The 14,293-nt window shown below is 39.6% G+C and carries 13 protein-coding genes; 9 read left to right on the top strand and 4 right to left on the bottom strand.

Annotation, left to right across the window (positions count from 1 at the left end; genetic code table 11):
• The first annotated feature begins 3 nt into the window (after nucleotides 1-3).
• From I5349_RS03655 to I5349_RS03630, 6 genes are all read left to right on the top strand, one after another.
• Nucleotides 4-633 (top strand): NUDIX hydrolase, encoded by a 630-nt coding sequence (locus I5349_RS03655; RefSeq protein ID WP_226389370.1) that lies wholly within the window; start codon nucleotides 4-6, stop codon nucleotides 631-633.
• 56 nt (nucleotides 634-689) lie between these two features.
• Nucleotides 690-1,943, top strand: coding sequence for a DUF819 family protein (locus tag I5349_RS03650; protein ID WP_226389369.1), 1,254 nt, complete (start codon nucleotides 690-692; stop codon nucleotides 1,941-1,943).
• A gap of 33 nt (nucleotides 1,944-1,976) precedes the next feature.
• Nucleotides 1,977-3,146, top strand: coding sequence for a DUF4221 family protein (locus I5349_RS03645; protein ID WP_226389368.1), 1,170 nt, complete (start codon nucleotides 1,977-1,979; stop codon nucleotides 3,144-3,146).
• Between the two features lie 106 nt (nucleotides 3,147-3,252).
• On the top strand, nucleotides 3,253-4,329 hold the full coding sequence (locus I5349_RS03640; RefSeq protein WP_226389367.1) for a DUF1573 domain-containing protein: 1,077 nt from the start codon (nucleotides 3,253-3,255) through the stop codon (nucleotides 4,327-4,329).
• Between the two features lie 76 nt (nucleotides 4,330-4,405).
• Complete coding sequence (locus tag I5349_RS03635; protein ID WP_226389366.1) at nucleotides 4,406-5,578, top strand: DUF4221 family protein; 1,173 nt, start codon at nucleotides 4,406-4,408, stop codon at nucleotides 5,576-5,578.
• Between the two features lie 218 nt (nucleotides 5,579-5,796).
• Nucleotides 5,797-6,963: a DUF4221 family protein gene (locus I5349_RS03630; RefSeq protein WP_226389365.1), complete on the top strand. Its 1,167-nt coding sequence runs from the start codon at nucleotides 5,797-5,799 to the stop codon at nucleotides 6,961-6,963.
• A 55-nt stretch (nucleotides 6,964-7,018) separates the two neighbouring features.
• On the opposite strand, the gene I5349_RS03625 is transcribed toward I5349_RS03630, so the two are convergent.
• Nucleotides 7,019-8,230 (bottom strand): acyl-CoA dehydrogenase family protein, encoded by a 1,212-nt coding sequence (locus I5349_RS03625; RefSeq protein ID WP_226389364.1) that lies wholly within the window; start codon nucleotides 8,228-8,230, stop codon nucleotides 7,019-7,021.
• Between the two features lie 63 nt (nucleotides 8,231-8,293).
• Here I5349_RS03625 and I5349_RS03620 point away from each other — a divergent pair, with 63 nt between their 5' ends.
• The 3 genes from I5349_RS03620 to I5349_RS03610 are packed head-to-tail and all read left to right on the top strand — an operon-like array spanning nucleotide 8,294 to nucleotide 11,261.
• On the top strand, nucleotides 8,294-9,250 hold the full coding sequence (locus I5349_RS03620; protein WP_226389507.1) for a tryptophan 2,3-dioxygenase family protein: 957 nt from the start codon (nucleotides 8,294-8,296) through the stop codon (nucleotides 9,248-9,250).
• Between the two features lie 35 nt (nucleotides 9,251-9,285).
• The gene (locus I5349_RS03615; RefSeq protein ID WP_226389363.1) at nucleotides 9,286-10,860 is read left to right on the top strand and encodes an NAD(P)/FAD-dependent oxidoreductase; all 1,575 of its coding nucleotides are present in this window, start codon (nucleotides 9,286-9,288) and stop codon (nucleotides 10,858-10,860) included.
• Nucleotides 10,861-10,898: 38 nt separating this feature from the next.
• Nucleotides 10,899-11,261 carry a CoA-binding protein gene (locus tag I5349_RS03610; RefSeq protein WP_226389362.1) on the top strand — a complete coding sequence of 121 codons (363 nt, stop codon included), beginning with the start codon at nucleotides 10,899-10,901 and terminating at the stop codon, nucleotides 11,259-11,261.
• Here I5349_RS03610 and I5349_RS03605 read toward each other — a convergent pair.
• The 3 genes from I5349_RS03605 to I5349_RS03595 form a co-directional block, all read right to left on the bottom strand.
• Nucleotides 11,258-12,124: a Brp/Blh family beta-carotene 15,15'-dioxygenase gene (locus I5349_RS03605; protein WP_226389361.1), complete on the bottom strand. Its 867-nt coding sequence runs from the start codon at nucleotides 12,122-12,124 to the stop codon at nucleotides 11,258-11,260. The two genes, I5349_RS03610 and I5349_RS03605, sit on opposite strands and share 4 nt — an antisense overlap.
• Entirely contained in the window at nucleotides 12,111-13,256 is a 1,146-nt protein-coding gene (locus I5349_RS03600; RefSeq protein WP_226389360.1) for a lycopene cyclase family protein, read from the bottom strand. Before I5349_RS03600 ends, I5349_RS03605 begins: the two co-directional genes overlap by 14 nt.
• Before the next feature lie 79 nt (nucleotides 13,257-13,335).
• Complete coding sequence (locus I5349_RS03595) at nucleotides 13,336-14,076, bottom strand: bacteriorhodopsin (protein WP_226389359.1); 741 nt, start codon at nucleotides 14,074-14,076, stop codon at nucleotides 13,336-13,338.
• Between the last annotated feature and the right edge of the window lie 217 nt (nucleotides 14,077-14,293).

Here is a 14,293-nt window from a genome sequence, read left to right as displayed (position 1 = left end):
TAGATGTCAGATTTTGAAAGGAAAATAAGAGCACTTCTACAACAGCCACTTCCCGGGAGTAGAGGTCAGATAAAGATGTCTCCACGGCCTGTCAATGAAAGTAGATTTCAATTCAAACAAAGGCCTAATGCTCGTGAAGGGGCAGTCTTGATACTATTCTATCCTGATCAAGGTGAATTTTACTTACCACTGATCAAGAGGCCAAGTTATGAGGGTGCTCATGGAGGACAAGTGAGCCTGCCTGGAGGTAAACTGGAAGAAGGTGATGAAAATCTGATAGATACGGCTTTGAGAGAGGCTGAGGAGGAGATTGGTATAGATAGAAGTCAGGTAGAAGTGCTGGGTCAAATGAGTCAATTGTACATTCCTGCGAGTGATTTTGTGGTGCTTCCAGTGGTGGGGATCATGTCAGAGAAGCCCAATTTCAAGCCTGACAGCTATGAAGTAGCACGTATACTTTTGACTCCTTTCGAGCGACTACTAGATCCAAACTATCGCAAAGAAAAACGTATGACGATTAGCCATCAGTACCAGATAGACTCCCCATTTTATGACATCGAGGAAGAAGTCGTCTGGGGAGCTACAGCGATGATTTTGAGTGAGCTAGTGACTGCTTGGGAAGAATTTGAGTGATTTTTCTCAGTTTTAAAGACAAAATCACTATTTATGCAAGAAACAAGCCTATCATCATGACAGAAGATCAAACTCCTTTTATCACCAATGATGCAGTCGTTTTAGGATTGCTGATGCTCATACTAGCTTTTGTTTTTCATACATCGAGTAAGCAACATGGCTTTTGGAAAAAGTTTTATGGTATAGTGCCTTCTGTTTTGCTTTGTTATTTTATCCCTTCGATATTCAATTCTCTAGGGATCATTTCAGGTGAGCAAAGTCAGCTATATAGCATGGCTTCTCGCTATCTTTTGCCAGCGAGTTTGGTATTGCTCACGCTGAGTATAGATATCAAGGCGATCCTTAAGTTAGGTCCAAAAGCCTTGATCATGTTCATAAGTGGGACTGTTGGGATCATGTTGGGTGGGCCGATAGCAATTCTACTGCTCTCAGGTGTCATGCCTGAGATATTCAATGGTGCAGGGCCTGACGAAGTCTGGAGAGGAATGGCTACGATAGCAGGAAGCTGGATAGGTGGTGGCGCTAATCAAGCAGCTATGTTGGAGGTATTTGGTGCGAGTCCATCGCTTTTTAGTACAATGATCGCTGTAGATGTCATAGTAGCTAATATCTGGATGGCAGTTTTACTCTTTTTCACAGGTCGAGCAGCTAAAGTAGATAAAGCTTTCAAAGCTGATGCTTCTGCGATCGATGAGCTTCAAGATAAAGTAGAGCAATACAGAGCTGGCATCATGCGTATCCCCAATATGGCTGATACGATGAAAATTCTAGGAATAGGCTTTGGGATCACTGGTTTGTCACATTTCTTGGCCGACTATATCGCTCCGTGGATAGGGGAAAATTATCCTGCATTAGAAAAATACTCTTTGACTAGTGGCTTCTTTTGGATCGTAGTGATCGCGACTACTGGTGGACTATTGCTTTCATTCACTAAATACAAGCAACTTGAAGGAGCTGGCGCGTCTAGGTTGGGTTCAGCGATGCTTTACGTCTTGGTAGCTACTATCGGTACGATGATGGACGTGACAGCAATCTTTGAGCAGCCGCAGTTTTTCTTGATTGGATTGACATGGATGCTAGTGCATGTGAGCATTATGCTATTGGTCGCTTGGTTGATCAAAGCACCTTTCTTCTATGTGGCAGTAGGCTCTCAAGCCAATGTAGGCGGAGCGGCCTCTGCACCGATTGTAGCCTCTGCTTTCAATCCTTCTTTGGCTCCAGTGGGTGTCTTACTGGCAGTTTTAGGCTATGCGGTTGGTACTTATGGAGCATATATTTGTGGTTTATTGATGCAGTACGTTTCAAATTAATATGTTAGTTTTAAGGAACTAGACATTTTATCAATGAAATCACTCAGTTTCTTTTTTACTCTCATTGCAGTTTTTCAAATCAGTTGTCAAGAAAATAATAGCACTATTGCATCTGAGGATTTATTGAAGGCTTTTCAAAATAGAGATACTGTAACTTATGATGCTGTTAACCTCAATTACTATGGTTCAGGTTTGACACATCATGTATTTCGTGAGAAGAGCTATTTAGTAGAGCTTGACAATAGAAGAAATGTACTTGACTTTATAGCTACAGGAGATTATGAGAGTTTCACGCTTTATCCAGAGATTGAAGGTAGTTTTGCTCTTCAAAGTATGATTGTAGGCTTTGGACTAAATGGAGATGATATCTATGTCAATACCGTTTTTGCTTTGTATCAAGGGGAAATGTCGGATGACTTTAGCTTAAAAATAAATCATCGATTTTTACTCTCAAGCTATGCTATATCTCCTGAGCAAACCTTTGGTTTTTATGCTCCCGGAGAGGACTCAGGTTTATTTCCTGAAAGTGAAATAGTTTTCACTGATTCAAAAACTGCTCTAATCAATATATTTCCAGAAATGTATGAGACTACGGCAGGTTTTTTGGATTATCCTCATCTTTTGCAGTATGATGTAACCCAACAAAAGGCAGATACTTTGCCTGTAAGATTTCCATCTGCTGCTCAGGGTGATTTTGGGACGCGTTATCCGTATTTGGTATCACCTTCATTGCTTACGGTGGGTTCAGAGATTTATGTCAATTATCCTTTTACCGATACGGTCTATGTCTATGACCAAAAGGGAACCTTGCAGCGTAAGTATGCTTTTTCTGATCAGATAAGCTTTGATCAACCTGCTGCACTTTCTTTAGATGGTATTGAAGTACTTCGTGCGAGAGGTATAAGAAATTATGAAAAACTTGCTCCACGCTTTTTGCCTTTGCTCCATGATCCCTACAGAAAGCAGTTTTATTTGGTCAATCAGTCTTCTGGACTGAGTGATGGCAATCCACTGGAGCCTTCGACACTGAAGTCGCCAGAGGGCACACTGCTTGTTTTAGATGAAGAGTTGAACCTTCAGGGTATTTATAGAATCCCAGAGGCTTACTATCTACAGCCGATAGTCGTTCCAGAGGGTTTGCTCTTCCAGTTGAAGTCACAGCCAGTAGAAGATGACATTACTTTTGTCCGTTTCAATCTGTAAGCTTGCTAATCTTCAATATTGTATATTTTCTCAAACAATGATTTATCTCAAAGACATAGCGGCACGGGATTAATTCTTTAACTTTGTTTCAAACTCGTTTGCTACTATGTTTCGTATTATCCTACTCGCAGTCATTAGTTCTCTTCTTTACTTCACTACATCAGCTCAAAGCATCCTTCAATGGGATAAGCAAACAGCTGATTTGGGAATGATCTTGGAGGAAAATGGTTTAGTAGCTGTTGATTTTACCTTTACTAATAAGGGCAGTGAGAAACTAAAAATAACAGAGATCATCGCTGATTGCGGTTGTACTACAGGCGAGTTTACCCAAGACTCTGTGTCTATCGATGCTCAAGGCAAAGTACAAGTGACTTTTGATCCGCACAATCGCCCAGGTGAATTCTCTAAAATGATCCTAGTAAAAAATAGCACTAGCGCTCAAGCAGACACCTTATTTATCACAGGGCAAGTCTTAGCCATGCCAGTCAATGTTGAGCGCTATTATCCTATACAAATTGGCTTTTTGAGAGTAAGGCAGAAAACGATAGAGCTAGGTCAAGTTATAAACAATAGCCGAACTACTAAAAATATCGAAGTGTACAATGCTTCTGAGGATTCTTTGGCTATCGACTATACAAGTGTTAATTTCCCGTCTCATGTGGCCGTGTCTTTTACGCCTACGAAGCTAGCACCAAAGAGTAGGGGATTTATGACGGTGGCTTATGATGGGGCTAAAAAGGGAGAGCTTGGCTTTCAGCAAGACCTGATTAGTTTTAAGACTTCGCCTGATGCAGGAGAATATTATCAATGGCCACTTGTAGCGTATATCAATGAGTATTTTTCCCCTCTTTCTAAAAAAGAACTGGCTATAGCTCCCAAACTCAAAGTGAGTGCTCTAGAAATCGAACTAGGCAACATCTCGGCTGATCAGGTAGTCACTAAATCACTTACACTGAAAAATGATGGGAAGCAGAATCTGCTTTTCAGAAAAGTAGAGACCAACTGTGTCTGTGTGACCGTTTCACCCACTTTAGACGTTTTGCAGCCTGGGGAAGAAATCGTGATTAGTATCAGTTTTGATCCTAAAGATCGCTTTGGTATAGACCATAAGTTTATCACTTTTTTCACCAATGATCCACAGATGCCGACACTGACAGTGACTTTAAAGTCCACTATTCAATAAATTAGAATTAACATTTTTTAAGGTTTTTTATTTCTTTAGCAGGATTCATTCGCTTACTTTTAAATAAAAAAAGCGCATGAAAAAATACTTTTACTTTTTACTCACTGCTTCTGTGATGTTTTCTGCCTGTTCAGGGGAGAGCCCAGAAAATCAATCATCAAATTTTAGTTTCGTTTGGGGAGATACCCTCATGGTAGATACTGGAGATAGCTTCATAGATCTGAGTTACGGTCTCAATATGGCTGATATCACTGCTGATAAGCGTCAGATGATGCATTTCAGTCAGAAAAAGAATGAGCTAAGCATCATCAATCTAGATGAAATGAAACTAGAAAGGCAGGTTCAATTTGATACCGATGGACCCAATAGCACAGAAAACGCCTATGCCATGACCGTGATCGGAAATGGTCCAGAATTGATGCTATATAGCTGGAATGCTTTTAGCAAATTCAATTTGGACGGTATCAAGCTGGATAAAATAGATACACGTGGCTCCATGGCCAACAATTCTCTTAGCGGAGATACGCTTGCTGAGATAGAAACCATCAGTGCGAGAGGGACGATCGATCCTTCGGGTAGATACTACTATGGGCAGCTTTTGGGTGCTTATGATGATCAGGGTGCAATGGGCATGGGGCAAGCCAACGGCATAGCGGTAATTGATTTAGTCAATAAATCCCTGAAAAAGGTATTGATCCCTGAGTTGAAAAAGCTCTCAAACTATGAAATGTTCATCATCCAGGGACAGTCTGCGATGATCTATACGTCTGCAGTTTATATGTGGTCAGATGATGAGAAGCTTTTGATCTCTAATTCCTTTGCCAATGAGGTCATCATCTATCACAGAGAAGCGGATTCAGTTGAAATCAAAAGCTATGAAAGTAAGCTATCTGCTAACTTACAAGATCCGCCAGACAAAAGTCAAAGTGACAATGGAAAGTATATCGAGCAATACCTGAAAACAAAAGACGAACAAATCAGCTTCAATGAATTTGTATATGATCCTGATAATAAGATCTTTATAAGATTTTCAGCAGATACGGATTTAAGTAAATCTACAGATGATAAGAAGGTGAAGCGTAATATCATCACGGTCTTTGATCAAGACCTAAATATGATGCAAGAAGCCATCATTCCTGAGTTTACAGAAGCTAGTATTTCGAATTATTTCATAAAAGATGGAAAAATTCACTTTTTTCAAAACCTTGATGATGAAGTTGCGTTCCTCACAATATCAATTCAGAAATAGTTTTATTTTTTGTTTTAAAGCAGAAACCCTAGCCAAATCAGCTAGGGTTTTCTTTTTATTTGAGGGTTTAAATTCTAGTGATCTCATTTTTAAAATCGATAGATACTAACTTTGATCGCGCCATTTTAGATCACTATTCAAAACAGATATTAGTATTTTTTGAAGTTTTTTCTTTCTTTATCAAGATGCATTCGCTTACTTTTAAATAAAAACAGCGTATGAAAAAATATTTTTACTTTTTACTCACTGCATCTGTGATGTTCTCTGCCTGCTCAGAGGAGAGCTCAGAAAATCAATCATCTAATTTTAATTTCGTCTGGGGAGATACCTTGATGGTTGATACTGGTGATGGCTTCATAGATCTGAGTAATGGTCTTGATATGTCCGATGTCACTGCTGATAAACGGCAGCTGATGCATTATAGTCAAAATAAGAATGAGCTCAGCATCATTAATCTGGATGAAATGAAGCTAGAGAGGCAAGTACAGTTTGAAACTGATGGTCCCAATAGCTTTGATTATCCATTTTCGATGAGTGTCATCGGAGATGGGTCAGAATTGATGCTACATGGATCTATTGCTTCCTCGAAATTAAATTTGGACGGTATCAGATTAGATCAAATTTATACACGTGGCTCCTTATCCAGTAGATCGCTCAGTGGAGATACGCTTTCAGCGTCAGAAGGTATTGACATGGGTGCATCAACTATTGATCCTTCAGGCAGGTTTTATTATGGATACTTTTTTGGATTCTCTGAAAATACGATTTCTGAACAGTCCATTGGTATTGCAGAGATCGATTTGGTCAATAAATCTCTAAAGAAGGTGTTTATCCCAGAGTTGAAAAAACTTTTAGATTATGAGATATATTATTTTGATGGACAGTTTACTATGGGCTACACACCTCAAGTTTATTTGTGGTCGGATGATGACAGAGTTTTGATCTCTAACGCATGTTTCAATGAGCTCATCATTTATCATAGAGAAGCGGACTCAGTCGAAATCAAAAGCTATGAAAGTAAGCTATCTGCTAATCAAAAAGATCCGCCAATTCAAAAAAAGAATAATAATAATAGCTACTATAATGAATATATTAAAACGTCCCAAGATCAGATCGACTTCAATAAGTTAGTGTATGATGCTGATCATAAAGTATTTATCAGGTTTTCTACAGATACAGATTTAAGTAGGACTACTGTAGATAAGAAGGTCAAGCGTAATATCATCACGGTCTTTGATCAAGACTTAAATATGATACAAGAGGCTGTCATTCCTGAGTTTACAGAAGATAATATTTCGAACTATTTTATCAAAGATGGAAAAGTGTACTTCTCTCAAAACTTAGATGATGAAGTAGCATTTCTGACTATCTCCATTCAGAAATAGTTGTGATTTTTACATTAAAGCAGAAACCCTAGCCAAATCAGCTAGGGTTTTCTTTTTATTTGAAAGCTGGGATTCCAGTAATCTCATTGCCTAATATGAGTAAATGAATGTCATGTGTGCCCTCATAGGTGACGACAGACTCTAGATTCATCATGTGGCGCATGATTGGATATTCGCCTGTGATGCCCATTCCACCGTGTATTTGTCTCGCTTCTCTAGCGATTTCAAGTGCCATGGCGACATTGTTTCTTTTGGCTAAGGATATCTGTGCTGTAGTCGCTTTACCTTCATTCATCAGCTTACCAAGCCTCCAGGTTACGAGTTGTGCTTTGGTGATTTCTGTGAGCATTTCAGCAAGTTTCTTTTGGATCAACTGAAAAGATGCTATTGGCTTGTCAAATTGGATACGCTCTATCGCATACCTGCGTGCTGAGTCATAGCAGTCCATCGCTGCACCCAAAGCTCCCCACGAGATACCATATCGAGCAGAGTCTAGACACATCATCGGTGCGCCAAGTCCACTTTTGCCTGGTAAGAGATTTTCTTTAGGCACTTTGACATTATCAAAAACGAGTTCACCTGTAGTACTAGCTCTTAGTGACCATTTACCATGTGTCTCAGGTGTGCTGAATCCCTCCATGCCACGCTCTACGATCAAGCCATGGATTCTTCCTGCTTCATTTTTGGCCCATACGACTGCGATATCAGCCTTTGGAGAGTTAGAAATCCACATCTTAGCACCATTGAGCAGGTAGTGATCTCCTTTGTCTACGAAGTTGGTCGTCATGCCGCTAGGATTAGACCCATGATCTGGTTCTGTCAAACCGAAACAGCCAAGCATTTCACCTGAACCGAGCTTAGGAAGGTATTTTTTTCTTTGTTCTTCAGAGCCAAACTTATAGATCGGATACATCACGAGAGAACCTTGAACTGAGGCTGTAGAGCGCATACCAGAGTCACCGCGCTCGATTTCTTGCATGGCCAGTCCGTAAGCGATGTAGTCCATACCGCCTCCACCATATTCCGTAGGGAGTTGAGGACCGAATGCACCCACTTCACCGAATTTCTTCACGATTTCGTAGGGAAAATGCGCCTTTTGACACCAATCTTCTATATATGGGCTGATCTCTTTTTTGACAAAATCCCTAATCGAGCTTCTAACTAGTTTGTGTTCTTCAGTAAGTAGATCATCTATTTGATAAAAATCGGGACTTTCAAAAAGATCCTTCTTCATGGATTTGACATTTTTAGATAGGACTTCAGACATAGTGGGTGATATTTTGTTTATTAACTTAAAATCGAGATTTTTGAGGAGCCAAAACAAACGATGATGACCCCAGATAATATTAACCCGAATATACTTGAAAAGATTTTAAAGTTAGAAGAAAAGTACCAAGCAATGGGGCAGGATTTGTCCTCTTATTTGGAAGGCTTACTTTATGCAGATTATCTGAAGTATTGGGATTATACACACTTAGACAATTTGCTCAGTTTACAGCATCCCAAAACGGAATTTAAGGATGAAATGATCTTTATCATCTATCATCAGATTACCGAGCTTTATTTCAAGTTGATCCTTTGGGAAATGGATCAGATAGCAGAAAAGGGCAAATCGGATGTAGAGTTTTTGAAAGCGCGCATGCAGCGTGTGATCAATTATTTTGAAAATCTGGTACATTCATTTGATGTGATGGTGGATGGTATGGAAAAAGAGCAGTTTCTTAAGTTTAGAATGTCGCTTTTGCCATCTTCTGGCTTTCAGTCAGGACAGTATCGGATGATTGAGGTTTGTTCAACTGATCTTTTACATTTAGTAGCTCATGATAAAAGAGCTGATTTTGATAGCGAAAGCTCAGCAGAGGAGCTCTATGAAGCAATCTATTGGAAATATGGAGCCACAGAACTAGCTACAGGCAAAAAGACTTTGACGCTGAAGCATTTTGAGGAAAAATATAGTGAGGAACTCCTGAGAAGGGCAAAGCGCTTCAAGGATACGAATCTCAATCAGTTGCTAAAAGCGCATCCTCAAGATGAAGGATTGAAAGAGCTTTTCAAAAAATATGATGCTACGGCTAACTTATATTGGCCACTGTCTCACTACAAGTCTGCGGTGAGGTATCTGCAGCGTAGCCCTGAAGATATCGCTGCAACAGGAGGGACTAACTGGCAGAAGTTTCTTCCCCCAAGATTCCAAAAGATCATCTACTTCCCTGACCTTTGGACAGCACAAGAGAAGGAAGAATGGGGCAAGGGCTGGGTGCTCAAACAACTTGGTCTAGAATCATAAATCACATTAATCATCTTTAAGGATAGAACCCTTACATGAAAAAATTACTCAATTTGACCTTAAGCCCAAAAGAGGCTTATGATCCTATTGCGCTAAAAGAAAGAGTAGCTAGCGAGCTACAAATGCCTGCTGATGAACCTATTGTCATTCGCCAACTAAAACGCTCCATAGATGCGAGAGGCCGACAAGTTAAGGTAAATTTAGCTACAGAGGTCTATATTTCCGAAGTGCCTCAAAATAGGATCTCCTATGACAAATCATATCCAAGTTTAAAAGACGCTCCTCAAGCGATCATAGTTGGAGCAGGTCCTGCGGGATTATTTGCGGCATTGCGCTTATGCGAACTTGGTATCAAGCCCATCATCATCGAAAGAGGGAAGGATGTACGTGCTAGACGAAGAGATCTAGCGGCTATCAATAAAGATCAGGTGGTTAACCCAGAGTCAAATTACTGCTTTGGTGAAGGGGGTGCAGGGACTTACTCTGATGGTAAACTATACACTAGATCCAAAAAAAGAGGAGATATAAAACGCATTCTAGAGATATTGGTAGCCTATGGAGCTACGGAAGATATACTAGTGGATAGTCATCCGCATATCGGTACCAATAAGCTCCCTAAGATCATAGAAGCTTTGAGAGAAGGTATTTTAGCAGCTGGCGGTGAGGTGCTCTTTGATACCAAGGTGACTGACTTTATTCTTGAAAAGGGAGAAATGAAAGGCGTGGTCACGCATCAAGGAGAGCAGATCAAAGGACTCGGAGTCATATTAGCAACAGGTCACTCAGCGAGAGATATTTTTGAGTTGCTTCATCAGAAGAACATATTGATCGAAGCTAAACCATTTGCGCTAGGGGTGCGCATAGAGCATCAGCAGTCACTCATCGATGGGATACAGTATCACTGTGATGGTGACAGGGGACCTTATCTGCCAGCATCATATTATTCTTTGGTACATCAGACATATTTTGAAGGCGTTCAGCGAGGAGTATTTTCTTTTTGTATGTGTCCTGGAGGATTTATCGTGCCTGCGGCTACTGCTCCTGGAGAACTCGTAGTGAATGGCATGAGTCCTTCTAGAAGAGATAGTAAGTATGCCAATAGTGGAATAGTAGCTGCCGTGGAATTAGAAGACTTAAAAGAATATCAGCAGTTTGGCCCTTTGGCTGCTTTGAAGTTTCAGGCAGATATAGAGCGAAAGGCTAGTCAAATAACAGGTGGTGGACAAGTAGCTCCTGCACAACGAATGGTAGATTTTGTACAAAAAAAGGTATCAAAGTCGCTACTCGATACCAGTTATCAACCAGGATTAGAAAGTACTGACATGGATGCTGTATTGCCTCCTATGATTGCAGAGAGACTAAGGCAAGGATTCAAAGCTTTTGGTCAAAAGATGAAAGGCTACTATACCAATGAATCTCAACTGATAGGAGTAGAAAGTAGAACAAGCTCTCCAGTGAGAATTCCTAGAACAAAGGAGACATTTGAACATTTGACGGTGAAAAGATTGTTTCCATGTGGTGAAGGTGCTGGCTATGCAGGTGGGATCGTCTCAGCCGCAATGGACGGAGAACGATGCGCAGAGTTTCTAGCCCAGTTATATAAAAATTAAACTAAAGTCAATTGTACTGACTTAAAGTCATAAATGATATGAAAACAGTCATCATAGGAGCAAGTACTAATCCAGATAGATATGCCTACAAGGCTGCACACATGCTGAAGCAGCACAAGCAGCATTTTGTACCAGTAGGTATCAAAAGTGGGGAGGTAGCAGGAGAGGAGATTGTAGATTTGAGAACAAAGCCAGCTATCTCCGAGGTGGACACGGTAACGCTCTATCTTGGACCTCAAAATCAACCAGAATGGGAATCTTACATACTGAGTTTGAAGCCAAGAAGAGTAGTCTTCAATCCTGGTACGGAGAATCCATCTTTTCAGAAAAAATTGACAGATCAAGGGGTCATCGCTGAGGAAGCTTGTACTTTGGTACTTCTGAGTACAGGTCAATATTAAGGAGTTCTTTTCTCTAAGAAGCGATCCATCACAATGACATGAGGAGCAGTGATCACAGAAATGAGAATGAAGAAAAGTAAAATAAGTGCCTCTTCTTCTAACCATCGCTGACTTGCCCAAAGTAAAAAAGTAATGCCTATCAGGCTGATAAGCGTCAGTGGGATCAATTGTTTGACGAAACTCATTAGATTGAAGTCAGCTTGCTTATTTTTTAATGCCTTATACTCTTGTATCATTGTAGGGAGCGCATGCCAAAAGCCAAAATATAGTGCGAAACTCAGCAATAGTGGCAATGTGTAAAGCAATACAGTCAACCCTATCAATTCTGTCAGAAACTTACTGTGTACATGTAGTTTATGGATAAAAGTGAGTGTCAAGCACGCTATACTACTTACTAATAATACTATTAGAGCAATATTTTCCCACCAGTAAACATTAATGATTGGTTGTAAAATTTCTATTGTTAGGACTGGATCACTAGCTAAAATCACAATGAGCCAATGCGCTCCAAAGATGATGTAGGTGAGCCATTTAAGCTGTTTAATCTCATGAGATATAAAGTGTCCTTGCCCAAAATGATAAGCAGAGATGATCAAAAAAACTATCAATGAAACAATGGGTAATAAATACCAAAGCACCGCATAAAGTAAAATGATGCCAATGTACTTAGTAAAGAAAAGAAAAAGTTCTTTGCGGTTAGTCTGCTTGCCTGCTAACAAATGATCAATAGATCCATGAGGAATACCGACTGTCATCATGACTAGAATGAAGATTGCCCAAGTATACCGAGTATCAAATACTAAGAGATAACCAAGTCCAAGGCTGACTGCGAGTAGTTTTCCTCTCCATTCAATGCTTTTCATATTGTACAAGTGATTTTAAAAAGTACTTGAAAGGCAACTTACTTAAAATCTTCAACTCCTCCCAAAAAGAAGTTTCCTCTTGTAAAAACTTAAATACTTGATCTGGATGATTATTTTGAAACATCGATCTGAAAATGGCAGCCATTTGTTTAGGCCATTTATCTATGATATTTAGAAGAATATTGTCATAGAAGATAAAGCGTGATTTCCGTTTCCAATTGGTCGTGAGAGTTTTATTGCTTTCCAATTCATTGATAAGCCTCTGTACTTGTTTCTGAATATTATAAAAAGTGTAGCCTGTAGAAGGCTTCGTGCAACCTCCAGCTGTACCAATATCCACCCAGTTTTGCTTTTGAGCTTGATAGGAGGCACGAGTAGTCATAGGAATAGACCCTTTTTCTTCATGAATGATCTCAAATTGGTCAATCCCCATATGCTCACTCAGATAGGTTTTTAGCTTATCTCTCATCATAGATTCATTGAGCGATTCTTTAGTGAAAAGCGTGTACTCTACTAATAATTCATTCGGTGAAAATGGAAGTATGTAAAAGAAGTTAACTTGATCTTGTGTCAAATGGTCAAACTTCATGAGTGTAGCCGAATTTTGATTGACCAAAGCTTGGTCAGTTTTGATCCTCCAGCCTACAAATACCTGCTTGATAGCCTTTGTAGCACTAGCATGCGGACTGAATTGTGGAATCGAGTTGATGATGTATGCTCCAGTGTAAACGCCTGAATTTTCTGTAGTCACGATGTAGCCTTTATCTATAAAGGCAGTTTTGACTACTCGGTCTGTTAGGTAAGTAATATTGTCAGATTGATTGATTTCGGTCATCACTTGATCATATAGATCAATTGCCTTGACGTGATAATAGGTGTAGTGAGCAAGTGGTTTTTGAACCTCTTGGATTTGATCTGAAACTGTCACTTGGTTCCAAGAGACTATTTGATCTTGATTGGGATGGATACTAAGGATTTCATCTGACCAGTAGCACCAAGTTTTATCATTGGCATTTTTAGGAGAATCATCAATGATGAGTACATTTTTATCCTTAAGACTACTTCTGAGTAGATAGTGGATAAAACTTAATCCTGCACATCCTGCACCTGTGAGAATATAGTCGTAGTTCATCTTTTGTAGATTTTGGGCTTAGGGTATAAAAGAAAGGCTACTTCTGATCAAGTAGCCTTTCATGCATGCAAATTATGGTTTAAGCTTTTGCTTTGTTGCTCTCAGCGATAGCTACAGAGTAGATCACTAGACCGAAGCCGATCTTGTTGATGGCATCAGCTAAGTTGTAGAACAAGTCAATGCTGCTTACTTCAAATGCACCTGATAGCAAGTTGCCAGGAAGCACCATGTATCCGATAGGGTAGATAGACCATCCTAGTGTGATGAAAATCTTCAATAGGAACATCGCTCTACCAAGTGCAGGGCTATTAGAAGCGGCTGCTAGTTTAGCTACGTCACCGAAGAATACCTCATATACAATGTATAGATAACCTAATGTAGATAGCACACCCCACATGATGTTAGAATCGATTCCTGAAGTTTCACCGATGAATCCAGTCACCAACATGAAAAGAGAGGCAACTATCAATTTGAAAAGTGTACCTCCCTTGGCGCCAAATGGCTTTGTCAATAAATAAAACTCTACGCACATCAATGGAACTGTCAATGTCCAGTCCACATATCTAAATGCAGTTGGGCTCTGTCCTGTCTCTAGATAAAAGTCTCTCATGTAATAGTAGTGAACTGCTGCGATACCAGTGATCAGACCTGATACAAGCAATGACATTTTCCACTTACCATCTACAGATCCTCTTTCCATGAAGAAGAATACAGCTGATGCAAACATAGCCATGTAACCTATAAAGAAGGTAATGGCTATTGGGTCACCGTTAATGATTTTGTCTAGTCCAACTAGATCTGCTGTTAATAGTGTTTCCATAATAAGTTAAGGTTTATTGTTTGTTGTTAAAATATTATTTTGTTAAATACTTAAACCACAATCCTAAATCTTTTGAATCAGCTTTTGTTTAACTTATACCTAAATATTTTAAACACTATCATTTAATTAATTGATTATCAAGTAATTAATTTTTTAATTTTTTTTTATCATCTATGACTTACCTTAAACAGAGATTATGCTAGAGACTTTGTTTTTT

Source organism: Penaeicola halotolerans, assembly GCF_016464625.1.
Taxonomy (GTDB): domain Bacteria; phylum Bacteroidota; class Bacteroidia; order Cytophagales; family Cyclobacteriaceae; genus Penaeicola; species Penaeicola halotolerans.
Note: the sequence above shows the minus strand (reverse complement) of the source record. Positions and strands in the feature narration are given on the sequence as shown.